At 61.8% G+C, this 26,382-nt stretch carries 24 protein-coding genes and 1 pseudogene; 7 read left to right on the top strand and 18 right to left on the bottom strand.

Annotated features, from left to right (window positions below; genetic code table 11):
• Positions 1-442: 442 nt before the first annotated feature.
• A complete protein-coding gene (locus tag CY652_RS20090; protein WP_102132478.1) occupies positions 443-1,618 on the top strand; it encodes a porin in 1,176 nt (391 codons plus the stop codon).
• Positions 1,619-2,565: 947 nt separating this feature from the next.
• Here CY652_RS20090 and CY652_RS20085 read toward each other — a convergent pair.
• The 6 genes from CY652_RS20085 to CY652_RS20060 all read right to left on the bottom strand — a co-directional run bounded on the left by CY652_RS20085 (position 2,566) and on the right by CY652_RS20060 (position 8,559).
• The gene (locus tag CY652_RS20085; RefSeq protein ID WP_102132477.1) at positions 2,566-3,933 is read right to left on the bottom strand and encodes an MFS transporter; all 1,368 of its coding nucleotides are present in this window, start codon (positions 3,931-3,933) and stop codon (positions 2,566-2,568) included.
• A gap of 51 nt (positions 3,934-3,984) precedes the next feature.
• The gene (locus CY652_RS20080) at positions 3,985-4,914 is read right to left on the bottom strand and encodes a 2-hydroxyacid dehydrogenase (protein WP_102132476.1); all 930 of its coding nucleotides are present in this window, start codon (positions 4,912-4,914) and stop codon (positions 3,985-3,987) included.
• 379 nt (positions 4,915-5,293) lie between these two features.
• Positions 5,294-5,734, bottom strand: a complete 441-nt coding sequence (locus CY652_RS20075; RefSeq protein WP_102132475.1) for a RidA family protein — start codon at positions 5,732-5,734, stop codon at positions 5,294-5,296.
• Between the two features lie 62 nt (positions 5,735-5,796).
• Positions 5,797-6,234, bottom strand: a complete 438-nt coding sequence (locus tag CY652_RS20070; protein WP_102132474.1) for a VOC family protein — start codon at positions 6,232-6,234, stop codon at positions 5,797-5,799.
• A 134-nt stretch (positions 6,235-6,368) separates the two neighbouring features.
• Positions 6,369-7,331 carry an alpha/beta hydrolase gene (locus tag CY652_RS20065; RefSeq protein ID WP_102132473.1) on the bottom strand — a complete coding sequence of 321 codons (963 nt, stop codon included), beginning with the start codon at positions 7,329-7,331 and terminating at the stop codon, positions 6,369-6,371.
• A 7-nt stretch (positions 7,332-7,338) separates the two neighbouring features.
• Positions 7,339-8,559 (bottom strand): FAD-dependent oxidoreductase, encoded by a 1,221-nt coding sequence (locus tag CY652_RS20060; RefSeq protein WP_102132472.1) that lies wholly within the window; start codon positions 8,557-8,559, stop codon positions 7,339-7,341.
• A 423-nt stretch (positions 8,560-8,982) separates the two neighbouring features.
• Here CY652_RS20060 and CY652_RS20055 point away from each other — a divergent pair, with 423 nt between their 5' ends.
• Positions 8,983-9,651 (top strand): GntR family transcriptional regulator, encoded by a 669-nt coding sequence (locus CY652_RS20055; RefSeq protein WP_180970690.1) that lies wholly within the window; start codon positions 8,983-8,985, stop codon positions 9,649-9,651.
• Here the strand turns inward: CY652_RS20055 and CY652_RS24560 are convergent.
• The 11 genes from CY652_RS24560 to CY652_RS20000 form a co-directional block, all read right to left on the bottom strand.
• A complete protein-coding gene (locus CY652_RS24560; protein WP_180970688.1) occupies positions 9,608-9,979 on the bottom strand; it encodes a hypothetical protein in 372 nt (123 codons plus the stop codon). The genes CY652_RS20055 and CY652_RS24560 overlap by 44 nt on opposite strands.
• Positions 9,980-10,196: 217 nt before the next feature.
• Entirely contained in the window at positions 10,197-11,552 is a 1,356-nt protein-coding gene (locus tag CY652_RS20045) for a sensor histidine kinase (RefSeq protein ID WP_102132470.1), read from the bottom strand.
• A gap of 94 nt (positions 11,553-11,646) precedes the next feature.
• A complete protein-coding gene (locus CY652_RS20040; protein ID WP_102132469.1) occupies positions 11,647-12,354 on the bottom strand; it encodes a response regulator transcription factor in 708 nt (235 codons plus the stop codon).
• 10 nt (positions 12,355-12,364) lie between these two features.
• Positions 12,365-13,183 carry a MipA/OmpV family protein gene (locus tag CY652_RS20035; protein WP_258002384.1) on the bottom strand — a complete coding sequence of 273 codons (819 nt, stop codon included), beginning with the start codon at positions 13,181-13,183 and terminating at the stop codon, positions 12,365-12,367.
• A gap of 375 nt (positions 13,184-13,558) precedes the next feature.
• Positions 13,559-15,277: a methyl-accepting chemotaxis protein gene (locus CY652_RS20030; RefSeq protein WP_102132467.1), complete on the bottom strand. Its 1,719-nt coding sequence runs from the start codon at positions 15,275-15,277 to the stop codon at positions 13,559-13,561.
• 212 nt (positions 15,278-15,489) lie between these two features.
• A complete protein-coding gene (locus CY652_RS20025; protein ID WP_258002383.1) occupies positions 15,490-16,530 on the bottom strand; it encodes a porin in 1,041 nt (346 codons plus the stop codon).
• Positions 16,531-16,700: 170 nt separating this feature from the next.
• Entirely contained in the window at positions 16,701-18,101 is a 1,401-nt protein-coding gene (locus CY652_RS20020; RefSeq protein WP_102132465.1) for an MFS transporter, read from the bottom strand.
• Between the two features lie 127 nt (positions 18,102-18,228).
• Positions 18,229-19,053 carry an alpha/beta fold hydrolase gene (locus tag CY652_RS20015; RefSeq protein ID WP_102132464.1) on the bottom strand — a complete coding sequence of 275 codons (825 nt, stop codon included), beginning with the start codon at positions 19,051-19,053 and terminating at the stop codon, positions 18,229-18,231.
• A gap of 79 nt (positions 19,054-19,132) precedes the next feature.
• Positions 19,133-20,158, bottom strand: coding sequence for an aldo/keto reductase (locus tag CY652_RS20010; protein ID WP_102132463.1), 1,026 nt, complete (start codon positions 20,156-20,158; stop codon positions 19,133-19,135).
• A 28-nt stretch (positions 20,159-20,186) separates the two neighbouring features.
• Positions 20,187-20,669 (bottom strand): aromatic-ring-hydroxylating dioxygenase subunit beta, encoded by a 483-nt coding sequence (locus CY652_RS20005; protein WP_258002382.1) that lies wholly within the window; start codon positions 20,667-20,669, stop codon positions 20,187-20,189.
• A 4-nt stretch (positions 20,670-20,673) separates the two neighbouring features.
• A complete protein-coding gene (locus CY652_RS20000; RefSeq protein WP_374703684.1) occupies positions 20,674-21,936 on the bottom strand; it encodes an aromatic ring-hydroxylating oxygenase subunit alpha in 1,263 nt (420 codons plus the stop codon).
• Positions 21,937-22,100: 164 nt separating this feature from the next.
• Between CY652_RS20000 and CY652_RS19995 the strand changes: the two genes are divergently transcribed.
• From CY652_RS19995 to CY652_RS19975, 5 genes are all read left to right on the top strand, one after another.
• Complete coding sequence (locus CY652_RS19995; RefSeq protein ID WP_102132462.1) at positions 22,101-23,057, top strand: LysR family transcriptional regulator; 957 nt, start codon at positions 22,101-22,103, stop codon at positions 23,055-23,057.
• A gap of 113 nt (positions 23,058-23,170) precedes the next feature.
• A complete protein-coding gene (locus CY652_RS19990; RefSeq protein WP_102132461.1) occupies positions 23,171-24,172 on the top strand; it encodes a 2Fe-2S iron-sulfur cluster-binding protein in 1,002 nt (333 codons plus the stop codon).
• A 32-nt stretch (positions 24,173-24,204) separates the two neighbouring features.
• Complete coding sequence (locus CY652_RS19985) at positions 24,205-24,519, top strand: non-heme iron oxygenase ferredoxin subunit (RefSeq protein ID WP_102132460.1); 315 nt, start codon at positions 24,205-24,207, stop codon at positions 24,517-24,519.
• A 40-nt stretch (positions 24,520-24,559) separates the two neighbouring features.
• Positions 24,560-25,348 (top strand): SDR family oxidoreductase, encoded by a 789-nt coding sequence (locus tag CY652_RS19980; protein ID WP_219723785.1) that lies wholly within the window; start codon positions 24,560-24,562, stop codon positions 25,346-25,348.
• A 63-nt stretch (positions 25,349-25,411) separates the two neighbouring features.
• Entirely contained in the window at positions 25,412-26,173 is a 762-nt protein-coding gene (locus CY652_RS19975) for an ABC transporter substrate-binding protein (protein ID WP_102132523.1), read from the top strand.
• A 23-nt stretch (positions 26,174-26,196) separates the two neighbouring features.
• Here CY652_RS19975 and CY652_RS19970 read toward each other — a convergent pair.
• Positions 26,197-26,382: pseudogene (locus CY652_RS19970) on the bottom strand (peroxidase); the annotation flags it as partial.

The following is a 26,382-nucleotide window of genomic DNA, read 5'->3' as shown; positions in this document are numbered from 1 at the left end:
GCACTCACGTCACCCTCATCGGTGTTTCAAATAGACATATCGGAACACCATTTTTTTGAATCGTATACCGATATATTTTTTTCCTGTACCTTGTTTCATGGGCAGCAGGCGTGGTGAGCAGCGGTTACGCCGCCCTAAAGCGCGGCGCCATACCTGTGCGGCCACGCTTGGCTTTGCCGGGCAGTGACGGTAGCGCCAGCCTGTTAGCCAGGGCCGTCACATGATGCACGCGTTCAGTGTCTCAAGACGGTCTCGGCATGAACTCGTGCCGGCTTTTACTGCGGTTCGTGCCTCACGAATGAGTCGTCCATACAGGGGGACACCATTCAGGGCAATGCAGGTTCGGGTTTCGACACAACTCAGATAGCGCATCAAAAACCACCATGCGGCGACGTAATCATCCTCTTGGTTTATTAAAATATTCTATAAGGAATACGAATTAATGAAAAGATCGCTCCTCGTTACCGCGGCGATATGTGTTATCCCGCTGACGGCCAAGGCACAGAGCTCAGTGACCATTTATGGGTTGATCGATGAAGGCGTGCAATTCGTCAACAATACAAAAAACGTCGTGAACGGGGTCAATGTCGGTGGGCGCCAGTTCACGCTGGATTCAACCAATGGGTTCACAGGATCGCAGTGGGGCATACGCGGATCGGAGGATCTGGGTGGAGGGCTGAACGCGATCTTCACGCTCGAATCCGGGCTCAACCTGAATAACGGCCAGCTAGGACAAGGCGGAGCCCTGTTTGGGCGTCAGGCCTTCGTCGGCCTGAGCAGCAATCGCTTCGGTGCGCTGACGCTAGGACGTCAATACGATATGGCCACGGTGGACCTGGCGAGCGTCAGCACCACTCACTATATCGGCGGTCCGGCAACATTTGGCCACCCAGGAGACATGGACAATTTCCTCTGGGCGTACAGGCAGAACAATGCGATCAAATACGTGAGCCCCGACCTGTATGGCCTTCGCTTTGGTGCAATGATAAGCGTCGGCGGAGAGGCCGGGAACGCCACGGGCAACGGAGGTTATTCGGCCGGCGTCAAATATTCCGCCAACAATCTCAATATCGGGGCGGCTTATTCCTACTTTAAGAACCCGATAGGCGCTGCGGGCACGGGATATTTCACTAACTATCCCAATGGCCTCAACTTCCTGAGCGGCATCCTGAACAGCAATTACGTCAGCGCGACCTCCTACCAGGAGGCCGGCATGGGGTTCAACTACACAACCGGACCTGCAACATTCGGCGTCACGTACACGAACGTACAGTATGGGAATATCACGACATTGTCTGGGGCCACGGCGCACTTCAACGATGTGGAGGCCGGATTCAGATGGCAATTTACGCCATCCGTTTATGCGGGACTCGCCTACAACTACACGAAGGGCAGCGCCGTCAAATCCGACCTCGGAAACCAGCATTTCAATCAGTTCTCGACGCTGGTCGACTACAGGCTGTCGACACGCACCGACGTCTATGCCACGGCCGCCTTCCAGGTCTCGTCGGGGATAAGCTCGACAGGAGCCCCTGCAGTGGCGGACATCGCCGACGTCGGAGACTCGTCGAACAATCACCAGACGCTGGTGCGGGTGGGCATACGTCACGCATTCTGATGAATCGCTGAAGAGTCCGGCTGGCGGGTGAATTCCAGCCAGTCCGTCCTTGCCTGCCACCCGGCACACAACAGAGGCATCTCTCACCCCTCGCCCCTTTCCGGCGCAACAGCAAATACGTCAATTCCGCCTTGAGTGTTGGTGGTGGATAGCAGTTTCCCGCTTTCGTGGCAGTAATGCCCCCGCCCTTTCTCCGGTAGTCCCACCCTCGCGACGCCACGCCGTCGATCGCTACTCTGTCACACCTCCTCCTTATTCCGGGAACCGCAGACACGATCCCGGTCGCGATTGCATCAGGCTGTCGTACCCGCCAACGGCTTCAAAGCGCACACACGACATCAGACTTCGCTTACTTCAACGTCGGATTCGATGATCTATAGTGTCCGGCCATTCTGCTCGATATGAGTGCGCTCAAGGTCGGGCCCAGACGCGGATCCCACGAACCCTTATTCCGAGGCCTCTATTCACTCGCCCAGAATCGATGGCTGTCCAGCGCTGTCGGCCCATGGCACGCGTGAAGGGTTTCATCCAGGATGGCAATGCAAGACTGAATACATGAGACCGTGCGGAAAGAGTCGGATTGCGCGTCGTCCACCGCAGGAAACTGCCCGGGTTGACGCACGCACAAACCGGCACCCGACGTTTCCAGACTGATCCACAGGATTCGTGCCCCCGAGAGTGGCGGACTGCGAGCCGTCCACGCCATGCAGGGAAGTCACCCCGGAGGTCGCCGTTGCCCAATCCTCGATCGCTTACCACAGCGGGAGCACCAAGGTTCGTGCATACATGCCGTCGATGAATGCAGACCAGGGGGCTATCCGGCGTCGCTCGAGCCAGTTCCGACCAGACGTCAACCGCCGAAAATCACCGGCAACACGTCACACCGTGGGCCGCCCCTGTTCAGGGAGATTACTGCTTCCCCCGGAAGTAGATAGCCCTGGAGACAATCAGGTCTGTGGCCCCTGCCTCGAGGGGGCTGCGTATGCATTCACGGCCTGAGTTGCACCATGGGGCGGCGCTCCTGCTTCATGCGACCCGGCCCGAAGGCGGAAACCGAAAAAGAAAACGCTGATGAAAGCCATGACCGCCGTGACCAGCACGTAATACGCCGGAACGAACTTATCGTGACTCCAGTGAATCAGCCATACGCAGATGAAAGGGGCAAACCCGCCGAAAAGCGTGAAGTTCAGGTTGTGTACCAATCCCAACCCGGTCGTCCTCACGCCCATTGGAAACTGCTCGGCCAGCAGTGTCGGAATGGGTCCCGTGAAAACCGTCACCAGGACAGCGAGGATCGTGATGATCGACAGGAACATGACCGGCTGCGGATGCGCGATCATCAACGCAAATGCAGGATAGGTGCCGATGCCGGTCAGCACGATCCCGACCACCACGAATGGAAATTTCCCGAAACGGTCGCACAGCATGCCGATCATCGGCGTCAACACGATCTGCACGATGGAGAACAACATCGCGCCCCAGAATGACACATCCGGACTGAGCCGTAATTCCCTCATCGCATAAGTCGGAATATAGGCGTGGAGCAGATAGTTCGTTGAAGCCGAAAGCGAATAGATACCAATCGCGAAAATCAGCCTTGCCTTGCCGGACAGCATGAGATCCGCGACCGGCCGGGTCGTTTTCATCGCTGTCGCGTCAGCCAGGAATTCCGGCGTTTCGCTCACGCCCCGTCGAATCAGGTAGCCAACGGGCACGATCAACAAGCCGAAAATGAACGGTAACCGCCACGCCCAGGAAGCCAATTCTGCTGGCGTAAAGTAAGTATTCAGCGCGATTCCGGCGTACGACGCGAGCGCGGTGGCAATGCCGATTCCGACGAACTGGAAACTGCCGAAGAAGGTCTTCCGCTTCGCCGGTGCAGATTCAATCATGAACGCAATCGAAGTGCCGAATTCGCCGCCGGCCGAGAAGCCCTGCATGAATTTGCCGATCACAACCAGCACGGCGGCCCATTTCCCGATCGTTTCGTACCCGGGTGTAAACGCCATCAACGCGGTACCCAGGCCCATGATGCCGATCGTCAGCGTCATGCCGGCCTTGCGCCCGAAGCGGTCCGCATAAGACCCGATAACCGCCGCACCGAGCGGGCGCATGATATATGAAACGCCGAAGGTCCCGACGGCATAGAGCAACGATGTGAATTCACTGCCGCTCGGGAAGAAGATCTTCCCGATAATCACGGCAAGATAACCGTAGACGAACAGGTCATACCATTCAAGCGCGTTGCCGATCGTTCCGGCGGCAATAATTGCCAGCGCGCCCGGTTTTCTGGTTGGGGTGCCGTTGCCAGACATCGAAGACTCCGAATGAGTTGTCACGTATGCGGTGCAGGTAGAGGGTGACCGTCACGTACGCGCCGGCTGGACCGCGCTCGTGACGGGCATGCCCGCCAGATACTGGTTCAGGCTCGACAGCAACGCGTCCGTCTGTGCCTGGAACGACGCGGGAGAACGGCCAGCCATGTGCGGCGTAATCAGCACCCGCTCGTCATCAAGCAAAGCCTGCGGAACCTCGGGTTCCGTCTCCAGCACATCCAGCGCGGCGCCGGCGATTTCGTCGTGCCGGAGCGAGTCAATCAGCGCCTCCGTATCGACCACACTGCCGCGTGCCACGTTGACCAGGTAGCCCCGTGGGCCGAGTGCCCGAAGGACCTCGCGATCGACCAGATGACGGGTCGCCTTTCCACCCGGACACGCCAGCACGAGAAAATCGCTGGCTTGTGCCAGCGCCACCAGACTCCCGAAAAACGTGCCCGGCGCGCCGTCCTTTACGGACCGGCCGAAATAGCCGATCCTCATGTCGAAGGCTTCGGCACGCTCGGCCACGAGACGCCCTACCCGCCCCATTCCAACTATCCCGATCGAGCTGCCGGTCAAAGTCGGCCGCGCCTCGCGCGACGTGGCCCATTGCCCCGACTTCACCGCGTTGGACAGCGATTCCTGGCGCCGCGTCAGCGCCAGCAGAAAGCCTATCGTGTGATCCGCCACGGTGGCGACGTTGGTTCCGGGCGCATTCGCGACAACGATCTCGCGCCGGCCCGCCGCTTCCACATCGATGTTTTCGTAACCGGCGCCAAACGAACAGATCAGCCCCAATTGCGGCAGCTTCGCCATCGTCTCGTCCGTCATGCCTGTCGTCCCATTCGTGACGACAACCCGCGCAGCGTCTGGTAACGCCGTATCTGATTCCGTGCTCCGATGAACGTCGTAGTGCTCGCTCAACGCATGCAAGGTCTCCTGCGGCAGCGGAATGAATGAAATGAGAAGGGGTTTCATGATTGCTCTCAAAAAGCGATGACAGACTGGGTACGCAGACAGGTCGCCTCCCGGATCCACCCATGTGCGGAGGGAACGCTTCTCCGCGTAATGTCCCTGGCGACCCCATCATTCGATATCCGACGCACAGTTGTCCTGCACTCACCCGGCAAGCCGGTGTCGACAGCTTGCGAGCAAGATACGCCAGAAAATATGATTGGTGTACTTTTCAAAAACATGGAATACCGAAGGCAGTATCCCAATGCGTGCAAAGGAAGCAACGGAAAAGACCAGTCCGCTCGACGGGGACTGAAAGCATGTGGAAACGACTCAAGCAATGCGGCGGCCAACCGTCCAGCGATACCGCGCGGCGCCGCCGCGCCGATCCTGGGTCACCTCTCTATGGGCTGGAACCTGGCAGGCTGCTTCCTCTGGCCTCGTGAGGTCGTGCCGCCATCACCTTGAACTCGACAACCATTTCCGGCCGGGGCAATGCCCGTACCGCGACCGTCGTCCGGGCCGGTCCCGTCTCCATCGGGAAATACTCCGAATACACCTGGTTGAACGCATCAAAGTCGCCCATGTCGACAAGGAACACGGTAATGTCGAGGCAATGCTCGATACCGGTCCCGTACTCGCGAAGCACGGCCTGCAATTTGTCGAAGATCGTCCGCGTCTGCACGGCGACATCGAGACACAAGCGCCCATCAACCACGCTGGCGCCAGCGACAGCGCCCCCAGGAAGACGAGCGCTCAGGCCGGACACGAAGACGAGATCGCCCATGACCTTCGCTGCCGGATAGTTGCCTAACGGCCTGACATTAGCTGTATCTGGATTCATGAATCGTCTATTTTTCGTAGTACCCGCTCACCCGGTGCAAGCGGCAATACCGCTGCAGTTGGTCAACCCTTTTCGGATGCATTGCCGGCCTCGATCTCCGACGGCACGACCTCCTTCACCGCCCCCTTCCAGCCGCTTTCCGTGATGTCAAAAACGATGCCGTCCGGTGTCCGGTATTTGACCTCGTAATAGACATTGGGATCGGTCTCCTTGCGGCCCGTTAGGTAGGTTCCGCCGGCGGCCACCACGCGCTTCTCCGCCGCCTCCAGGTTGTCGACCCACATGCCGAAGTGAATCACGCCCCGCACGTCTTTCAAGCCTGCATAACCCGGCACTGATTCATCCTTGAAATTCAGCAACGCGACGTTCATCACCCCATCCGTCATGTACCACCCGCGCATTGCGCGACCCGCGCGTTTCATGCCAAACGCCTGCTCGAAAAAAGTTGCCGCCTGATCAGGATCACTAACTGACAATGCGATGTGCCGAAGTTTTTCCATTTAACTCTCCAGTTCTAGCGGAATGTACCCCACCCCAAAATTTTGGTATGCCACAAGATCGAACAGCGACCCACTCATTCATGCGTGGGCGGCTATTCCTCCGCCAATAGGTCTTCGTTTGAACTTCCAGAGCGTCATGCAGACGGGCTCCGGTCGCTGTCGTGTGCCGGCAGATCGTCGAAAAACCCCACCATCGCGGCCCCGAGGGTCTCCTCGCCGGAGTTGAAATGGGCAACGATCGACGTATGGTTATGTCCTTTCATCTGGACAAATCGCGGTTTGATCGCCCGGGCCTGACTGGCACGATGGAAGAATTCCGCGCCGTACCGGTCGAGATAGGGATTCTCGTATTCGGCGACGACAATCATCAACGGCACGTCGGCGCAATGCGCATGCGTGACAGGCGAACGCTCTTCGTAAAGCCCCGCGTTCTCGCCGAAATAAGCTTTCACGCCTGCAGCATTTGGATTGTCCGGATGTACGTCCGCGCGCAGCCGCGCGCTGACCAATACGACAGCACCGATATTCGCCACCGGACGCGCCCTGAACGCCGGATCGAAAACGCAGGTCGCTACGTGCGTGCCGCCCGCAGAATGGCCGACCAGCAGGACGCGCGGCGCAGGCGCGCCGGGCTCGCGAAGATTCGTCACGGCCCAGTCCGCGGCACGCGCCACGTCCTCGGCGCCGCCCGGGTACGGCGCATCGTGTGCAAGCCGGTATTCGACGTTGACCGCGACATAACCCTGACGGGCGAACCAGTAACAGACGTTATCGTAGATATGTCCGTTACGGCTCTTCGAACCGCGAACGAATGCCCCTCCGTGCACGAACAGAACGATGTCGCCGTGCCGACGCCGCCGCTCCGGCCCGTCCGCAGGCGTAAAGACATCGACCATGTTGCGCCCGTGTGCGCCGTATGCGATATCCCGCCGGACCGAAATGCCCGCGTTGTCGGCACGCGCCACCACCGGGCTATAGACGTCGATTACGAAATCGCGGTGACCATTGATGTCGTCCGCCCATTTCGGGCCGATTTCATCGAGCCGGCGCGCGTTTTCCGCAGATAACCCGCCGTGAGGTTTATCGATACCCATCATCACCGGCCTACTCGATTTCGTTGGCGGTACGCAGGCTTTCCAGCAGCGCTGCGCGTCGCATGTATTGGCGCGCCAACGCCGGATCGCCCGCGATGCGCCGCATTTCGTCGAATTTCTCGCGCCGCGCCTTCTCGTCCTTCTCCTCGAGCATTTTCTTGTTGGCGATCGTCTGCGCCTGAACGTATGCCACGGCAGCATGCCGGCGCTGTCGGCTATACAGGTCGAGCAGCCGGTCGTCCGCGCGGCCTTGCATAACCAGCACCAGCTTGTCCGCGAGATTCACGGCATCGTGAATGCCGCCGTTCATGCCCATGCCGCCGATCGGATTGTTCACATGCGCCGAATCGCCCGCCAGCAAAATCCTGTTCTTGCGAAACATTGCGGCTACGCGCTGATTCACGCTGTAGACGTTCGCATATTCAATCTCGTAGCGGCCGGACTTGGGGAAGAACTTCTGCAGACGCGCCTCGATACCCTCGGGACTGGCCGCCTGCTCCGCGGATTCTCCCGCGCGAGTCGGAAAAATCGCACGCCACAACCCGTCTCCGCTTTCGCCGCGGACCTTGAAGAGGTTGCACCATTCGTCCGGATCAGAGAAATAATTGCGGTACACATAATCCGGCCGCTCACCCTGAAAGTCGAAGCGAGTCGCGATCTTGATGAACTGCTCTTCGTAGGTGAAGCCCTCGAAGGCGATACCCGCCGCTTTGCGGATCGTGCTGCGCCCGCCGTCGGTGCCGATCACGTAACGGCCGACATGCTTTTGTGGCTCGCCGGGCCCTTCGACGACAAGTTCGACACGCTCGTCCGATTCGTGAACCTCCGTGACCCGATGACCGAACCGGACGTCGAAATCGGACTCGTTGCCGTACTGCGTGGCAATATCGCGTGTCAGCTTGTACTGCTCGTACTGAAGAACGAACGGGAACCGGAGCTCGTCGCCCAGATCCCCCAGGTTGAACTGCGCGATGAGTTCGCCTGACTGGCGATCGCGATACTGATAGGCTTCGGAGACCAGCCCGCGCGGAATGATCGCCTGGGCCACGCCCAACTCATCGAGCATCGCAAGCGTTGGCGGATGAATCGACGCCGCACGCTGATCCTGGACCGGACCCGGTTCCTGTTCGAACACCGTGACCTGGATACCGGCCCGATTCAGCGCAAGGGCGCAGACCATACCAACCGGCCCCGCCCCAACAATCAAGACTCTGTTTCTGTAATCTTGCATTTACCGTCCTTGCACTCCAGCGCGTTTCGCCTACCCTTCGGCGAGGCGCCCCCGACCTGGCCCGCCTGCCGGATGGCAGACCCACCGCCACAAACTGTGGCACGACGGAAAAAGCATCTCACCACAAAAAACCAAAGTCAATAATTGGTGCACCATGTTTTAATATGGTATGTCATTTGAGATTACGGAAGCGCTGCGGGGGGACGGTGCTTTGGAGCATTGCCGCAGGCATGCGACAGACAACCTGCACGCCTATGTCGCAACGATATTTTTGTTACGCAGCTCGGCAACGGTCCGATGTCGAGATCGCGGCGGCAACGCGTCACGCTTACGTTATGGGAAAACCGTCGTTGCACCAACCGGCCAGGGGGACATACAATTGGGCAATTTTGTTCTTGCGCTCCTGGCGCTCTCGTCCGACTCATGCCCACACTTGCATCCAAGATTCAGGCCCAACTGGGCGAGGACATCATCAGCGGCAAATACGCGCCGGGAACCAGGCTCGACGAGCGGAGTCTCGCCGAAACGCTGGGCGTATCGCGTACGCCTGTGCGCGAGGCGCTCAGGCAACTGGCCACGCGCGGCCTGGTCCAGCTTGAGCCGATGCGGGGCGCGGTTGTCTCCAGCATCGGACTGAAGGAAGTCGCCGACCTGCTCAATGCGAGCAGCGAACTCGAAGCGCTGTGCGCGCGGATCTCCGCCGAATCGATGTCGCCGATGGAAAAATCGGAGCTTGAGTATGTTTTCGATATCACCAAGGCCAAAGCCACCGCGGGCGATCTCGAAGGCTATCTGGACGCCAACGCGGAATTCCATCGCCTCATCGTCGAGGGCTCGCATAACGCCGTCCTCAGCAGGATGGTGATGGAGGTGCGCGACCGGTTGAGTCCCTTCCGCCGCTACCATCCGGCTGACGCCGAAAGGTTCAGCAAGTCCGTCGACGCGCACCGGACCATTGTCCAGCACATTGCGGCGGGAAACGGAGAACAGGCTTATCTGGCCACGCGTGCCCACGCGGTTCAGCTCGGCAGTGCCGCCCTGCGTGCGCTCAGGGAAGTCCAGGCGGCCAGCCTTGCTGGGCAGGAAGAATAGACGCAGCACACCAGATGCCCCCGGAGATTTGCCAGAAATCCCGCACCTTCGCGCACGCAGAGGTCGCCAGGCTCGTGCAACGCGAAGCGAAGACCGATGCGATCCACAAAGGGATTGAAATCCCGATCGCTGAAAAATAGCGAGCAGCAGTTCTCAACGCAACCAACCGGTCGCGATGAAGCGTGCCGATGGTCTTGCCAATCGTCACGTCACGCGCCCGTACCGCCACCAGAACCCCGGTGCGAATGTTCTGTCCCAGAGATAACTTTACGATTAAATTCCGCACCGGAAAAAGCGATTGGTCGCGCAGGGACTGGCGGGTCTGCATGATGAAGCGCGCCCGGGGCGACCACGCGCGCATGCCCTCCAATCATGCAGCACGGACTGTTCTCCAGTGCGCCAGCAGTTCCATCGAACACCAGCATGTCGATGCCAATGCAGCTTTAGCGAACGTACTACAGGCGTACCCAGCAATACGTCGCCGATCCGGGCCGTGCATATGACAAGAATCGAGCCAAGAGGCACCGGGCCAATAAAAAGCGTGGTTATAACCAGACAGTGAACCGGGTTCCAATCGAGAGAGAGTTCACCGTCAACCGCCAATCGTGCACTGACGCAATCTCCTTGCATATTGCCAATCCAAGGCCCGCACCATCGTGCCTTGCATCGGGCGCGCGCCAGAATCGCCGGAACAGAAACGGAAGATGATCCTTCTGTATGCCAGGCCCTTCGTCACAAATCTCGATGGATATCCCGTCGACCGTCAACAACACGATGCCGTGAGCAGGCGATGCATTGATCGCGTTTTCGACGATATTCTTGAGGAGGATGAACAGCGCGCTTTTGTCCGCCCAGATTGACGGTGCCGCGCCACGCTCATCTACACGCAACGTCACCTGCTTTCCGTCAGCCTTGCGAGCCAGATACGCGACGACATCCTGCGCCACATCGACAATGTCTACTTCGCCGAAGTCGAAATTCTGTGCCTCGCTGGCTTCGGCCAGATGCAGTAGCTGTCGAACCTGCCGCGACATAAGATCGATTTCGCGGAACAACAGGTCTCGCTCCCGGATTTCCGGCTGCAACTCGATCTGGCCACGGATCAACGTCAGCGGCGTTTGAAACTCATGTGCGGCGGCCGCAAGAAATTGCTGCTGAACCAGAAAACCGTTCTCGAGCCGTTCAAGCGCCTCGTTGAAGGCGTTGATCAACGGCTTGATCTCACTCGGAACGCCAAGGGTCGAAAGACGTGTTTTCAGATGGCGCGGCGTTATCTGCGCTGCCGCGTCAGACGCGTCCCGCAACGGCTTGAGCATCCGGCGAATCGTAAACAGCAGCGCCCATCCAAATATGACGACTGCAACGAAGAAAACGACCCTGACCGTAGCCGGAATCGGTTTGACCTTCGAACTGACCAGTACTTCTATGAAACGTGCGCTGGTCGCAGTCTGCACATAAAACTCGGATTGTCCCCGCAACACCCGCCGTGTCGCGATGGAGAACCGCCTTCCATCGACGTTCACGTGAGCTATCTTGCTGACCTCACCAGAAAGGTCGCCCGTCAACCACGGGCCGTCTTTTTCTGCTCCGGTCGAAGCCAGCAGGACGTGACCTTGCCCGTCCAGCACACGATATTTGAGCTCCGTGGGCACGATCTGATACAGCCATGCTTCACGCTCGGAAAGGTCTACAGAACGGGGAATGCCCGCGTCGCTGAATCTGATTCCACCGATCACCCTGTCGACGTTCTCCGTCTGCTCGCGTCGACCCAGCGTCTGCTCCGGATAGTGATCGAATACATAAATAACCAGGCTGGCAAGCGCAGTCAGGCTGGCTGCAAGTACGACAACGGTCGTCACCCATAGCCGCGCCGACAGACTTCGAATCCAGTGATTGAGCATGACGCCCCCCAATTTAGAACGGGTGTGGGATGCCGCACGATGGATCGCACACGGAATACTTACACGAGGCCGCCACCAGTACGAAGCCAACACCTCATATGTCTTCCGGTCGCGAAGGCCGCCGCCCGGCGGCTTCCTCAAGGGCAAATCCTGCGCCGCGAAGATTCGTCAGTCGCGTCCCTGCGTTGATCGCGGCAAGCTTCTTGCGCAACCGGTGCACGGTCACTTCCAGCGCATTCGGTGTTACGGCTTCGCCAAGGCCCCAGGCGGCATGCTCGAGTGCCGAGTGCCGAACCGTTCGGCCAGCCGCCTCGACAAGGCAGAGCATGATCTGTAGTTCGGCGGGCGCAAGCAGCACCGACAGCGCACCGCAGCGCATCTCGCGTTGCCGGGGATCCACCGTAAGGTCCGCGAATGACGCGACCAGCGTGGTCAGCGCCGCCGGCCGGCGCATCAGCGTACGCACCCGCGCAACCAGCTCGCTCATTGCGAACGGCTTGGTCACGTAGTCGTCCGCGCCGCTTTCAAGGCCGTCCACACGATCGTGCAGGGCATCGCGGGCCGTGAGCATCAGACACGGCGTCGTCTGGCCTGCCTCACGCAACGTACGCAGGAAGGTCAGCCCGTCGCCATCAGGAAGACCACGATCGACGATCAACACCGCGTAGTCGGCCTGCCGCACGCCATAGGCCGCCTCGGAGATATTGCGAAACAGGTCTGCCTCGATTCCCACTCTGGCAAGGGCCTGGCCCACCAGGTCGGCAAGGCGTTCGTGGTCTTCGACAATCGCAACCCGCGACATGACACTATGCTCACTTGAACTGGTAGCGGTAAGCGATCCTGACTGCGGGGACGTACCTCTTCCCAACAAGCGGACTGTCCGCGATGGCGCCGCCAAGGCGCGACACGCCAACGTCCAGGAGAACGCGTTGGTGTTCCGTCAAACTGTAGTCGACACGCGTTCCCAGCGACGTGTTCCAGGTCGCCGTGCCGGTGTATGCCGGACGTCCGGGTCGCGCCTCGGAGGGACTCACACCATAATAGTAATCAACATATTTTTCGCTCAACCACTCGACGCCGACATGCGGCGTGATCGAGAAAGTGCCCAGGTTAAAGGATTTGCTATAGTCCACGCCTGCCCGCTCTCCCTTGTTTCCACCCAGCAGGTAGTCTCCTGAAAGCGTGCCGAAAGCGGTATGCCATGCGAGCGCAGGGCCGTACCAGAATGCACCGTGCCGGTCCTGCATGCCATTCAGGATCGGCGCGTCGGACTGTTTGTAGCCGTCGCCAAGATCGAATCTCCCGCGCAACGCAACACTCACGCCGTCCCAGCTCCCGATCTTCAGGTCGACGGTCGTACCCAGCAGATGCACCCATTTGTCGTCGAAATCGACCAGCGGAAACGGGTAGACCTTTGAGCCATATCCCTTGTATGGCGACTCTCCAATGCTGACGCCTCCACCAAGCCCCCAGTGAGTCACATCGGTCGCATTGTTCAGGATCGTAAGACCAGAATTCTCAGCCCCGGTCTGGTCAGTGCCCAGCCCTTCTGCCCACGCCCCCCCGGATGAAAGCGTGAGCAACGCTGCGGTCAGGAATATGCTGCGAACAGGCAAAGGATTTTTTTTCACAATCGCTTCCGGAAAGTCAGTGAACAGGGCGGACCTGACTTTATGGGAGCTCGACTTACCAGTTACTTACCGGTTCAAAAATGATTACCAGCGACGTGCCTCCGCACAACAGTGCTACGGACCTCGCGTTGGCAGCTCTTTTTCGCCCGGGATCGAACGCAAACGCCACCCGCCAAACCTCCGTACCGCCATTCGTGGTGAACCGCAGTTCCTTCATAATCGGCCAACGAGGTCGAGCGTCGGGCAATTCTTGCCGGGAGACAGTTCTCGCAGATTCGGTTTCCACCAGAATAGCTCGTGATATGAACGCGGACGATGAAATCCGCGAGGCTATGGGCGCCCAATCGAGCTGAAACGCGAATCCCGACAAATTCTTCAGAATGTTTCCCAATCCTTGTCCGTGTGCGCCACGACCAAAGCCGGCACCTTGGCTGCAGAAGCGTTGTCCGGCAAAATCGTTGACCGCCCGTTTTCCTGTGCTGAAGGCGCGACCTTGCTAACGGATAGCATCACATGGCGCGCCATCGGCGTTGCGGACGCGCCCGGCCCTCCGTCATCGAGCCGGAACACCGCCACCGCAACGCTCAGCCTGCCGGCCTGGTTTTCGAGCGACTGAGCCGCCGCGGCCGCTTCTTCAACCAGCGCCGCATTCTGCTGGGTCACCTCGTCCATTTGCGCGATCGCCCGCGTCACCTGCTCGATGCCATTGCTCTGCTCTTCGGAAGCCATGGCGATCTCGCCCATGAGGTCCGTCACGCGTTGCACGGCGTCGGTGATCTCTGTCATCGTGCGACCGGCCTGCTGGACCAGTGCAGAGCCCGACTGCACACGCTCCGCCGAGGTGTCGATCAGCGCCTTGATTTCTCTTGCCGACGCCGACGAGCGCTGCGCGAGACTTCGCACTTCTCCGGCCACCACGGCAAAGCCGCGCCCTTCTTCCCCGGCTCGAGCCGCCTCGACGGCGGCGTTGAGCGCCAGGATGTTGGTCTGGAACGCGATCCCCTCAATGATCGAGATGATGTCGGCGATCTTCGCAGAGCTCTCGTTGATCTCGCCCATTGTCTCCACTACCTGACCGACCACCGCGTTGCCGCGACTGGCGATCTCCGACGCGTTCGCGGCAAGCGATCTCGCCTGGCGGGCGTTCCCGGCATTCTGCTTCACCGTCCCGGTCAATTGCTCCATGCTGGACGCGGTTTGCTGCAAGGCGGACGCCTGCTGCTCCGTACGCGACGACAGATCGAGATTGCCCTCGGCGATCTGGCGCGTGGCCGTCACGATCGATTCGCTGGCGCCCCGCACCGCGTTCACCGTCCCGGTCAGGCTATGCTGCATCTTCGCGATACCGGACATGAGAAGCCCCATTTCGTCGCGCGAGGCCGCCCTGACCGGGTGGCGCAGATCGCCGGCCGCGATCGCGTCGAAATGCTTGAGCGCATCGGCCAGCGGGCGGGTAATCGCACGGCGCAGCGTCACATACGACAACAGCGCTGCGGCCAGGCCCAGCACGAGCTCCCCGATGGTGACGAGGCGAAACGCGCCAAATGTGTTTTGCGCGTCCTGATAGGCCCCGTGAGCCTCGGTGAACTGAAATTTACGCAGCGCGTCGTCGGACGCCACCATGTCGCCATAAGCAGCTTCAACCTGCTTCGCGCCGTCGCCGATTCTCGCCCTGTCGTTTGCCGTGATGCCGGAGGCGAACGCATCCATCGCCTGATGCAGCGCATCGCGCTTGCCCGCGACGTCCTGCGCGAGCCGATCTTCGTCCGCACCGCGCGGAAGATCGAGATACTTCTTCCACCAGGTGTCCGACGTGACACGCATGGCGTGCGCACGGTCGATCATGGCAGCCACGTCCGGAGTTCCGGCCAGGATGGCTCCCTGGTCGAGCGCGAAACGCTCGTGCCCGGCGAAAATTTCTGCGTTGGCGATGGCGACAGCGCTCGGCATCTGGTTGGTCAGCGTCTCGTTATAGGAAGCGTCCGTTCGACTCATGCCGAGCAGGCCCAGAACGCTGGAGACGACCAGTAGCGCCGCAAGAAAAGCCATGGTCAGGCCGATCCGTGCCTTTATCGTGATGCCTTTGTTCAACATGCTTCTTCCTGTGTCGTGTCGAGTGAGTGGTTCCGGGCGCAACCGGGGACGGCGCGGCCGCTGCGGGCGTTCCAGTCCGCGTCGTATGGAGCCGGCAGACGACGCGCACCGCCGCGCCCACCTGTCCGCGCCCCGGCAAACACCCGTCGTGCCCGGTTCCCAGCGAAGGCGTCCCCTTTGGGACGCGCCCCTGGGCGGCACGGCTTCCTCAGTCAAAAGAAGTGATGCACCCCGATACGGAACGCCGCCTGGCTCGGCCCGCTGGCAGGCGTCAACAGCGCAATGGCTGCGTCGCCGGCGCCGTCGGCATGCTGGTAAGCAATCTGCGCATATACGACGGTGCTTTTCGAGAGCGCATAGACGTCGCCCACGCCCAGTTCCGAATAGCGGGTATCCGTCAGCCAGGACAGATAGCCCCCGAGCGTGACCGTATTGGCGAACGTAGTGTGAATGTCGGCCCCCAGTTCGACCGTGCGCATCCGTCCCGCATCCGACCGGGTGGAGAGATTCACCTGCGTCACGACGCCGTGCAGGTCCAGCCTCTGATTCAGCGAATAGAAGGCCGAGAGCCCCGTAATCTGCTGGGTTTGAGCGAGGAATGTCTGTCCGCTGCTCAGCGACTCGCCCAGAAAGCTGGTGTAGCCCAATTCGGGGCCGAGATTGATGGCGTGATCGTGCCAGTTCGTGTAGACAGCCGAGGCCCGGAACGGACCGCCCGCATAGACGACGTCGGCGCTCACGACACGGCCGGGCTGGGTCGACGAATCGGCAAGCCCGTAGAGCCCGGTGAAGGTCAATCCGCCGATAGTCGGCGACGTGTATTTCACCGAGTTGTTGACGGAGTCCCCCATGATGCCGATGTCGTCGAGATTGGCCGGGTGGAACAGATAGAACGTGTATTGCACGCAGCCGTCGGCGTTCAGCCTCAGCGTGTCGGCGGTCAGATCGAGTTGCCGGCCCAGCGTGACGGCGCCGTAAGGGCTCGACAGGCCCACCCACGCAAAATGGCTGAATGCCTCGCCTGCGATCGTGCCCGCACCCGTGCTAGAAAGAAAACCGTCTTGCAGCGCGAAGATGGCCTTGAACTGATTTCCCAAGTCTTCGGTACCACGTATGCCGAAGAAGTCCGGAACTGCAACCGGTCCCGCGGTGGCGGTCCCGCTTCCCTTCGCATTGGTGTTGTAGGTGATGCCTTCGTCGAGGCTGCCGTATAGGGTGACGTTACTCTGTGCGTATGCAGCCGATGCACTCACGATACCTGAAAATATTATTAGCCTACCTAAATACTTTATTTTCATAATCGCCTACCTCCTCTTTCCCCGGGTTTATATTTAGCCAGCGCTCCTGTCGGTCGGCGCCCCGTCTACACCGCCGCAGGCCCGGCATACGCGGCAATCCGGCCACCGCGCATGCCCGCAGGAGATCAGGCGTCTTCAGGCAGCGGCTTGCCGAGCGTCTCCGGCAGGAACGGCGTCAACACCACCCCGACCAGATAGATGAAGCCGACCGTCACCGCCGCGTGGCCATAGCCGCCGAAGCGGGCGATCAGCGTGCCTGCTACGAGCGGACCGGACCACGCGAGCAGTCGCGGTATGTTGAAGCAGAACGCGATCGCGGTGCCGCGGATGCGCGTCGGATAGAGCTCGGGCAACCAGGTCGGCATCCACGTGTACTGCCCCAGGCTGAAAAATCCGGTGACGGCCGACACCAGCAGCAACAGCCCGACATTGTGGGTCCACAGGAACAGCACGGGCGTCATCACGAGCGCCATGACGAAGAAGGTGAAGGTCACGCGTTTACGTCCATAGGCATCGGCAAGAAAACCAAGCCCGATGTAGCCCGCGATCGCGCCGACGTTGTACACCATGCCCGCAAAGCTCGCCCAGCGCGCAGCGGGCAAGCCCGCGTGCGCGGCCATCGAGCCGATGTACGGCGGCACCCAGGTGGAGATGCCCCACCAGCCGAGCGTGGTGGTCAGCGACATACACACGGCGATCAGCGTCCGGCGCCGCAGCGCGGGAACAGCGAACAGGTCGACCAGGGTGAACCGGCTGAGCGCCTGCTCGTGCCCGGAAAGGTCGTCGCCCTCGCGCCGGCGCGCCCGGATTCGCCGGCGGTCCTCATTGACGCGTTCCCACTGCTCGGATTCTGGAATACCCGCGCGCATCCACAGCGTGGCGAGCCCCGGCAGCACGCCCAGCACGTACATGTAGCGCCATGCCAGCTCGCCCGTCTGGCTCATGAAAAGCCAGACGAACGACGCCACGAAAAACCCCATGCCGAGACCGCACTGCATCAGCCCAGCGCCCTTGCCGCGATGACGGTCCGGCCAGAGCTCGGCGGTCATCGCCGTACCCGTCGCCCACTCCGACCCCATCGCGAGACCCACGCCGAAGCGCAGCACCGCGAACGACGCCCAGTTCCACGCGAACGCGCTCAGGCCCGTCGTCAGCGAGTACGCGAGAATGGCGAACATCATCATCCGCTTGCGGCCGATGTAGTCGGTCAGCACGCCGCCGACGAGCCCGCCGACGCCCCAGCCGAGCAGCGTCAGCGCGATCACGAGACCGGCATAGAACGGAATTTGCGCCTGCCGCGCCGGCTCGAGGAGCTGATGCAGCGCGATGCCGACGGTCAGGATCAGCGTGTAGGTTTCGTAGCCATCGAACAGCCAGCCGAGATTGGAGGCGGCGAGCGCGCTCCATTGCTGCCGGTTCAGCGCGCGATACCAGACCTCTGCCTCGCCGATGCCCGACGCGTCCTGGGCGACGCGCGGCACCGTGTCGGGCACGGTGTGCCCGGCACTACCTGCGGGGTGTTGCATCTATTGTCTCCTTCGTCTCTTCTTATGCCGTGTGTGGGGCACGGTCGGTACTTCGGCGATCCGGCCGGCAAGGCACGCGCGCAATACGCCGCGCCTGCCTGCCGGCGTCGCCGCCGCAGGCCACCGCTCAAGGCCCTCCGCTAACGAGCCTGATCAGTTCGTCAGCGATGATGTCGGGGGTTTCGAGCGGCGTCAGATGCCGCGCCTCTGGAATACTGATCAACGTCGAGCCCGCGATACCTTCGTGCAGTGCGCGGGCCATGGCGGGCGGCGCGGCATAGTCCTGTTCGCCGACGACCACGCTACATGGCACGCGTACCCGCGACAATAGCGCGCGTCCATCGAAGATGCCAAGCATCCTGCAAGTCGCTGCGAAGGCGTGCACGTCGTTGCGAAGAAAGGTATCGACGCAGTGCTGCACCACTTCGGGATGCGCAGCGCGAAACGCGTCGCTGAACCAGCGCGTGGTCTGGAACTCGACGAGCGGCGCGAGCCCGCCGTCCTCCGCCTTGCGCGCCCGCTCCTCCCAGTTTTTCACCGCCTCGTCGCCGTACCAGGCGGTCGTGTCGATCAGGCCTACGCCACGCGTCAGGCCTGGCCACATGCCGGCAAACTGCAGCGAAACGCAGCCGCCCATCGATGCACCCGCCACCACGATGTCGTCGAATCGAAACGTGGACACGATCTCGTGCACGTCGGTCGCGAATCGCTCGACCGTGTAAGGCCCCTGCGGACGATCCGATGCGCCGTGCCCGCGGCAGTCGATGGCAAGCACGAGCGCCCGGTCCGAAAGCCTGGCGATGACCGGCTGCCAAAAATTGCGGTCCATACCGAGCGAGTGCAGCAGCACGATGCGCGCATTGGCTTCGACGCTGCCGTGCAGGCCATACGCGATGCGCGTGCCGTCGCGCAGGCGGATGTGCCCGGACTCGACACCATGCATAGTTTCCATTGAGACTCCCGCTTGAAAAACGCCTTAAGAAACGAATCGGGAACGCACTCACACAGCCTGAACTGTGCCCCAGAGTGCGTCAGCTATGCCCGATCACCGGATGCGGCTCGTACGGCGCTTCGAGCGCCTCGAAGTCGATAGCCTCGAGCGACACGTCGAGCGCGGCCACGGCGTCGTCCAGATGCGCGGATTGCGTCGCGCCGACCACGGGCGCCGTTACGCCCTTGTGCAGCAGCCACGCGTAGGCAAGCGTCGCGTGGCTCAGGCCCCGGCGCGCCGCCAGGGCACCGAGCCGTTCGAGCACGAGCCAGTCTCCACCGCGGCCGTAGTACTTCTGCGTAACGTCGTCGGTCCGGCCACGCAGCGTCGCGCTGAGCGCAGCGTCCTCGCGATGGCGGTTACCGGCCAGAAATCCGCGCGCGAGCGGGCTCCACGGAATCACGGCCACGCCCTGATCACGGCAAAGCGGAATCATTTCGCGTTCCTCTTCGCGATATACCAGGTTGTAGTGGTTCTGCATGCTGACGAAGCGCGTCCAGCCGTGCTCGCGGGCAATCTGCTGCGCCTTGGCGAACTGCCACGCCGCCATGCTGCTCGCGCCGAGATAGCGCACCTTGCCGGCTTTCACGATATCGTGAAGCGCCTCCATGGTTTCCTCGAGCGGCGTGTCGTGGTCGAAGCGATGCACCTGGTACAGATCGATGTAGTCGGTACCGAGGCGCCGCAGACTTTCGTCGACGGCCGACATGATGCGCTTGCGTGACAGGCCGTCGGCATTCGGGCGTTTCGGCGGCTTTGCGCCGCCCACCGCACCGCCCTTGAACGCGAGATCGACGGGATAGAACACCTTTGTCGCGATCACCGCTTCGTCGCGGCGGCAGAACTCACGCACGAGCTTGCCGGTCAGCACCTCGGACTGGCCCGCCGAATACATGTCGGCCGTATCGAAGTAGTTGACGCCCAGTTCGACGGCGCGCTGCACGATCGGGCGTGCGGGTGCCTCGTCGAGCACCCAGGGCCGCCATTCGGAGGAGCCGAACGACATCATCCCCAGCGCGATGCGCGACACCGTCAGGCCGCTGTTGCCAAGTTTCACGTATTTCATGGCCGCTCCTGCATGAACGGTTCCCCCGTCAGATGGGGTAAATGATCGAGTTCCGGATCCACTCGCTGTCGAACACACAGGCGCGCGAACGAAACTTCAGCCCGGCCTCCGTACGCTCCATCGAGTCGATGTAGCGACCGACGTTGAAGAGTTCCGAGAACTTGTCCCGTTTCGTCCGGATCACCAGATAGTTGGTTTCGGCCTGAATCCCGCCGTCGGTCGCCTTGATGATGTGCGGTGCCGACACGATGTGGCGCTGGTAGTAAGGATCGTGATAAAGAGTCTCGCGCACGCCGTAGATGCGGTCGAGCAGCATGCCCCGCCCCTCGAGCCACATGGTCGAAAGCGGCAGTTTCGCGTCATAGTTCTCGCGCGCCTGGATGCGATATTCGCATTGCTCGGTGAAGAACTCGGGCCAGCGCTCGAACTCGCCCCGGTCGAGACAGTCGGCATATTCCCCGTGCAGCGCGAGCACGGCCAGGTAGTCGCTCATCGCGTTCGTCGTCTGCATCGCTTCAAATCTCCATCAGCTTGCGCCAGTACGCGTACATGCCGCGCAACTTGTTCTCGGTAATCGTGTGGGTGGAGCCGCTCCAGTCGCGGCCACCCTGCTCGGCAATCGTCGAGCGACGGCTGTCGCCGTGGTCATAGGATTCCTGGCAGAATTCCAGCACCTCGCCGTCGTCGGCCGATACGTAGCCAGCCGGACCAAACATGTTCGCCTGACGAAGGCGGCGCTGCTCCATGTCGGGATCGTCGTCCTCGAAGCCGAAGTGCGTCCACACGAAGTCAAACGCGTCGGTGCCGCGCGGAATGATCTGGCGCACCGAGAGGCTGTTCGACTGCTGCTGGACGATGAGATTGGGAAACAGCGTGAGCATCACGACGGTCGGGCCGTTCCACCACGGCTCGGGCTTGATATCGACGATGCGCTCGTCGTTCAGGCGCATGTCTGCCTTGAAGCTGTGCAACCCCTCGCTGACCGCCCCCTTGCCGGTCGCCTCGCGCGTGGAAGCCATCGCGCCGTGACGGCCATGCGCATCCATCACGATGCGCGATTTCTGGTCGCCGCGAATCAGCCCGAACATCAGGAACCACGTGTGCAGCAGGCCGACGTGATACGGGTCCTTGATGTTCTCCTGCATCAACTTCCAGTTGCCCGGAATGCGCTGGCGCGCGTGGCCGTGAATCTTCAGCTTGCGCCCGTCGAATGTGCGGTCGAAGTACGGCAGGATCTCGGGCCCCAAATAATCCTCGATCGGCTCGACTTCGTGATCAAACGAAGCAAAGATCACGCCGTTGCGTGTCGCCACTTTCAGCCTGTTCAGGCCGTGCCGGGCGGGGTCGAAATCAGCCGGCATGCCGCCGCGCACCTCGCCGTCCTTCTTGAGGCCGCGCCGGAACGGCACACCGGTCAGATTGCCCTTCAGGTCATACGTCCACTGATGATAGGGACAGAGAAATTCCTTGCGATTGCCCGAGCGCTCGCGGCAGAATGCAGCCCCGCGATGCGCGCAGATGTTCTCGACCGCGCTGACCGAGCCGTCCTCGTTGCGCGCGAGGATCACCGAACGCTCGCCGACCCAGGTGCGCTTGAAATCGCCGGAATTCGGCAATTCGGCTTCGAGGCCCACGAAGTTCCAGTGCTTGCCATAGAAAATGAGTTCGAGCTCGCGTCGATACACCGATTGATCCGTGTAAACCCAGAACGGGATGCGGCTCGATCCGTCGCCCTGCCATTTCGGCACGAACGAAATCGGTACAGGCTCCATGCTCATGCGTCGTCTCCAAAGTTGATTCTTTCTGGGAAGCATGATCGGCGAAGCGGAGCGCACGGCCAATAAACAATCGTGAATGGACGATATAATCGCCAGCAATATTAGAGAGGATAATTAAAAGAGGACACTTAATAGAGGATAGAGGAGACTTAAAAGAGGAGACGATGGAGCTGCGTAATCTGGATCTCAATCTGCTGCTGGTATTCGCCGAGCTCGTGCGCGAAAAGAGCGTGTCGCGAGCCGCACAGAATCTCGGCATGTCCCAGCCGGGCATGAGCAACGCGCTGAGCCGGTTGCGCGCGCTGCTCGGCGACGAACTCCTGCTGCGCACCGGCCGCGGCATGCAGACGACGCCCTACGCGGAACGGCTCGCCGGCCCGCTGGACGAAGCGCTGCGAATCATTCACGGCGTCGTCAACATGGAAATGGATTTCGATCCGTTCACAAGCGAGCGAAACTTCACGATCGCGATGACGGACATCGGCGAGATCGACTTTCTGCCGAACCTCATGCGCGGCCTCGAGCGCGTTGCGCCGCTGGTGTCGCTCAGTACGGTGCGCAAGGGCGCCTCCAATCTGAAAGACGACCTGGAAACCGGCGCCGTGGATCTCGCCGTCGGCTGGCAGCCCGACCTGAACGCCGGTATTTTCCAGCGCCGGCTCACGTCGAGCCAGTACGTCTGCGTGTTCCGCAAGGGCCATGTGCTCGACAGGGGCTCGGGCTCGGTCACGCTCGAAGAATTCGCCGCCGCCGACCACCTCGTCGTCGTGGCAGCCAATACCGGCCACATGATGGTCGATCACGACATCGACCGCCTCGGCATGCGGCGCAAGGTGAGGCTACGCATCCCTCACTTCGCGGCGGTCGGCCACATCCTGAGCGAGACGGACCTGATCGCCACGCTGCCAGGACGCCTCGTCAACCGCAGCATCGTGCCCTTCGGGCTCGCGTGGGCACCCGCGCCGATCCAGCTCGAGCCGATTCCGCTCAACGTGTTCTGGTCCGCCAAGTATCACCGCGACCCCGCCAACCAGTGGCTGCGCGCGATGATGTTCGAAACGTTCCGCGAGAGTCCGCCGCATGTACCGCCGGGCGCCAATGTGCCCACGCCCGGGAAGTAACTCGTCGCCCCTATTCACGGCCGGAATATCGTTCATTGCTGACGCGGGGTTCCAGGGTGCCTGTCCCGGCCCATAAGATCGGCGAAACAGCGATCTCATGGCGGGAGACATTCATGCAGTTGCGCGTGCAACCGCTCGGGCAGTCCATCGACTGCGCACCGGGTGACAATCTGCTCGACACCTTGCGGCGGGCTGCCGTACCCATTTCATACAGTTGCTCGGCCGGCCGCTGCGGCACCTGCCGCTGCCGGGTCGTCTCCGGCACGCTCAACGCGAGCGCAGACGCCGACGGCAGCGCCCCGGGGACGGTGCTCGCCTGCCAGGCGACGCTGACCGGCGACTGCACCATCGAGATTCCCGAGCCCGACGAAGTCGTCGTGCATCCCGCGCGCATCGTCAAAGGCACCGTGGTTTCGATCGATGCGCCGGTTCACGACGTGCGCATCGTGCGATTCGGCACGAACCGTCCGCTGTCGTTTTCGCCGGGACAGTACGCCACGGTGCAATTCGCGCCGGGATGCGAGCGGCCCTATTCGATGGCAAGCATCGAAAACGACGCGCTACTCGAATTCCATATCCGCATCGTGCCAGGCGGCGCGGCCAGCAGCCATGTCGCGCATGCACTCAAGCCGGGCGACACTGCGCGCATCAGCGGGCCGCTCGGCACCTCCTATCTGCGCCGCAAGCATGACGGTCCGATTGTCTGCGTCGCAGGCGGCACGGGGCTCGCGCCGGTGCTGTCGATCGTGCGCGGCACGCTCGAGGCCGGCAGCGCAAGGCCGGTTCACCTCTATTTCGGCGTGCGCTCGGAAGACGATCTCTACGGCGCGCCCCAGTTGGCCGAACTGCAACGCCGCTACCCGAACCTCGTCGTCCATACCGTGGTCGCGAACGGTCCCGTACAGGAGGGCCATCGCGGCGGCCTTGTCCCCGCCGCGCTCGAAATCGACTGGCCGGCTTCCGATGCACTCGCAGGTATGCGCGCCTATGTGTGCGGATCGCCGCCCATGGTCGACGCGGTGCGTACGGTGCTCGCGGCGAAGGGCCTGCCCGACGGGCATTGCTACGCCGACGCCTTTTTTGCCCAGTCCCGGCCCGTCCCCGTTCCGGCCTGAGGCCATCGCATCATTCAACAGGAGAAACATTCATGAGCGGAGACTGGATCGACGTGGCAGCGCAGACCGACCTGCCGGACAACGACGTCGTCGCGGTGAGGGCCGGCAACGGCGAGATCGCGCTCTACGCGGTCGACGGCACCGTGTATGCGACCGACAACGTCTGCACGCACGGCAACGCACGCCTGTGCGACGGTTTCCTCGAAGGCGCCGAGATCGAATGTCCGCTGCACCAGGGCCGCTTCGACGTTCGTACCGGCCAGGCGCTGTGCGCGCCGTTGACCGACGACCTGCGCACCTATCCGGTCAAGATCGCCGATGGCCGCGTGTTCGTACAAGTCGGGTGAAGGCCGCGACGCACGCCCCAGTCCCGTCATGAAAGGAGACATGATGCAACTGAATCTGGAAGGCAAGGTCGCGATCGTCACCGGCGCAAATCGCGGCATCGGCGCCGGCATCGCGCGCCAGCTTGCGGCCGAGGGCATGCGCGTCTCGCTCGTAGCACGCGACGAGGCGCTGCTCGGGGAAACTGCAGCGGACATCCGGCAGGCGAGCGGCGCCGACGTGACGACGGTCGCCATCGATCTGCGGGCGCCGGCATCGGCGCAAACCGCCGTCGACCGGACCGTCGCCGCGTTCGGCCACGTCGACCTGCTCGTCAACAACGCAGGCGCGACGAAGCGCGGCGACTTCTTCGAGCTGACCGAAGACGACTGGCAGGACGGCCTCGCCCTCAAGCTGCACGGCTACGTGCGCATGACGCGGGCGGCGTGGCCACGGCTCTCATCGACGCAGGGCGGGATAGTCAACGTGGTCGGCATCGGCGCCTGGACCGGTGTCGGCGAATTCACGATCGGCGGCGTCGTCAACGCGGGACTGATGAACTTCACCAAGGCGATGGCCGACCTCGGCAAACGCGACGGCGTGCGGGTATGCGCGGTCAACCCGGGGCGCATCGCAACCGATCGCCTCGAGCGCAACCTTCAACGCATCGCGAACCAGTCGGGCACCGACAGACAACAGGCCGCCGCGCTGCTATTGAAGGAATGCGGCATCAATCGCTTCGGCACGCCCGACGAAATCGGCGCAGCCGTCGCGTTTCTCGCTTCGTCGGCGGCCTCGTTCGCCCAGGGCACCATCCTAGACATCGACGGCGGCGAAACCCGGGCCATCTGATTTCACCACCGGCCGTCCGCTCCTGTTCGCGCAACGCGCCAACTTACACGGAACATGCACGCCATGGTGACGGAATTTGAACAACGGCACGTGGACGCCGCGGCGATCCGGGCCCTGACGCCCACCGGCCGACTGCGCGCGTCGATCAATCTCGGCAACCCCATCCTCGCCTCGCGAGATCCGGCCACCGACGAACCCACCGGTGTCTCGGTGGATCTCGCGCGGGCATTTGCGAAGCGCCTCGGCGTCGGGCTGGAGCTCGTCGTGTTCGAATCGGCGCGCGAATCTGTGGAAGCAGTCAGCTCGGAGATCGCCGATACAGGCTTCTTCGCCGTCGATCCGCAGCGTGCCGAAACGATTGCCTTCACGGCGCCGTACGTACTGATCGAGGGGTTTTATCTCGTGCGCGACGACTCGCCCGTCAGAACCCTCGACGACATCGATCAGGCGCACAACCGAGTGGCCGTCGGCAAGGGCAGCGCCTACGACCTATTCCTTACGCGCGCGCTCAGGGCAGCACGCGTCGTGCGCGCGCTCAAATCGCCCGAGGTCGTGCAGACGTTCATCGATCAGCAGTTGGAAGTCGCGGCCGGGGTCAAGCAGCAACTGGAAGCGGACGCGAAGCGCATAGGCGGCCTGCGCCTGCTCGACGAGCGCTTCATGGTGATCCGCCAGGCAATGGGCACGCCGAGCAGCCGCGGAAGCGCAGCCGCCGAAGCGCTTCGTCACTTCGTCGAAGACTCGAAAACGTCGGGCTTCGTCGCTCGAGCGCTGGCGCGTCACCGGATCGAAGGCGCCCAGGTCGCGCCCGCGGAGACAGTATGACCACTCGCCCCTATCGCCCGACTCTACCGATCGGGCTGCGGCGTCATGCGCAGATACGGACGCAACGCCTTGTAGCCCTTCGGGAACTTCTGCCTGATCACCTCCGGGTCCTGCAGCGACGGCACGATCACGACGTCGTCGCCCTGCTTCCAGTTGCCGGGCGTCGCAACCTGATAGTTGTCCGTGAGCTGGAGCGAATCGATCACGCG

It is taken from the genome of Burkholderia sp. WAC0059 (genome assembly GCF_002870125.1).
Taxonomy (GTDB): Bacteria; Pseudomonadota; Gammaproteobacteria; order Burkholderiales; family Burkholderiaceae; genus Paraburkholderia.
The sequence above is the reverse complement of the archived record's forward strand: the minus strand, read 5'-3'. Positions and strand labels throughout refer to the sequence as shown.

What these genes read in the sequence shown, in the direction of transcription:
- CY652_RS20085 (WP_102132477.1), bottom strand. Translation starts at nt 3,933, where the DNA reads ATGTCTGGCAACGGCACCCCAACCAGAAAACCGGGCGCGCTGGCAATT.
- CY652_RS20070 (WP_102132474.1), bottom strand. Translation starts at nt 6,234, where the DNA reads ATGGAAAAACTTCGGCACATCGCATTGTCAGTTAGTGATCCTGATCAG.
- CY652_RS19995 (WP_102132462.1), top strand. Translation starts at nt 22,101, where the DNA reads ATGGAGCTGCGTAATCTGGATCTCAATCTGCTGCTGGTATTCGCCGAG.
- CY652_RS19975 (WP_102132523.1), top strand. Translation starts at nt 25,412, where the DNA reads ATGGTGACGGAATTTGAACAACGGCACGTGGACGCCGCGGCGATCCGG.
- CY652_RS20055 (WP_180970690.1), top strand. Translation starts at nt 8,983, where the DNA reads ATGCCCACACTTGCATCCAAGATTCAGGCCCAACTGGGCGAGGACATC.
- CY652_RS20020 (WP_102132465.1), bottom strand. Translation starts at nt 18,101, where the DNA reads ATGCAACACCCCGCAGGTAGTGCCGGGCACACCGTGCCCGACACGGTG.
- CY652_RS20065 (WP_102132473.1), bottom strand. Translation starts at nt 7,331, where the DNA reads ATGATGGGTATCGATAAACCTCACGGCGGGTTATCTGCGGAAAACGCG.
- CY652_RS20080 (WP_102132476.1), bottom strand. Translation starts at nt 4,914, where the DNA reads ATGAAACCCCTTCTCATTTCATTCATTCCGCTGCCGCAGGAGACCTTG.
- CY652_RS20075 (WP_102132475.1), bottom strand. Translation starts at nt 5,734, where the DNA reads ATGAATCCAGATACAGCTAATGTCAGGCCGTTAGGCAACTATCCGGCA.
- CY652_RS20010 (WP_102132463.1), bottom strand. Translation starts at nt 20,158, where the DNA reads ATGAAATACGTGAAACTTGGCAACAGCGGCCTGACGGTGTCGCGCATC.
- CY652_RS20030 (WP_102132467.1), bottom strand. Translation starts at nt 15,277, where the DNA reads ATGTTGAACAAAGGCATCACGATAAAGGCACGGATCGGCCTGACCATG.
- CY652_RS20040 (WP_102132469.1), bottom strand. Translation starts at nt 12,354, where the DNA reads ATGTCGCGGGTTGCGATTGTCGAAGACCACGAACGCCTTGCCGACCTG.
- CY652_RS20060 (WP_102132472.1), bottom strand. Translation starts at nt 8,559, where the DNA reads ATGCAAGATTACAGAAACAGAGTCTTGATTGTTGGGGCGGGGCCGGTT.
- CY652_RS20005 (WP_258002382.1), bottom strand. Translation starts at nt 20,669, where the DNA reads ATGCAGACGACGAACGCGATGAGCGACTACCTGGCCGTGCTCGCGCTG.
- CY652_RS24560 (WP_180970688.1), bottom strand. Translation starts at nt 9,979, where the DNA reads ATGCAGACCCGCCAGTCCCTGCGCGACCAATCGCTTTTTCCGGTGCGG.
- CY652_RS19985 (WP_102132460.1), top strand. Translation starts at nt 24,205, where the DNA reads ATGAGCGGAGACTGGATCGACGTGGCAGCGCAGACCGACCTGCCGGAC.
- CY652_RS20090 (WP_102132478.1), top strand. Translation starts at nt 443, where the DNA reads ATGAAAAGATCGCTCCTCGTTACCGCGGCGATATGTGTTATCCCGCTG.
- CY652_RS19980 (WP_219723785.1), top strand. Translation starts at nt 24,560, where the DNA reads ATGATGCAACTGAATCTGGAAGGCAAGGTCGCGATCGTCACCGGCGCA.
- CY652_RS20015 (WP_102132464.1), bottom strand. Translation starts at nt 19,053, where the DNA reads ATGGAAACTATGCATGGTGTCGAGTCCGGGCACATCCGCCTGCGCGAC.
- CY652_RS20000 (WP_374703684.1), bottom strand. Translation starts at nt 21,936, where the DNA reads ATGAGCATGGAGCCTGTACCGATTTCGTTCGTGCCGAAATGGCAGGGC.
- CY652_RS20045 (WP_102132470.1), bottom strand. Translation starts at nt 11,552, where the DNA reads ATGCTCAATCACTGGATTCGAAGTCTGTCGGCGCGGCTATGGGTGACG.
- CY652_RS19990 (WP_102132461.1), top strand. Translation starts at nt 23,171, where the DNA reads ATGCAGTTGCGCGTGCAACCGCTCGGGCAGTCCATCGACTGCGCACCG.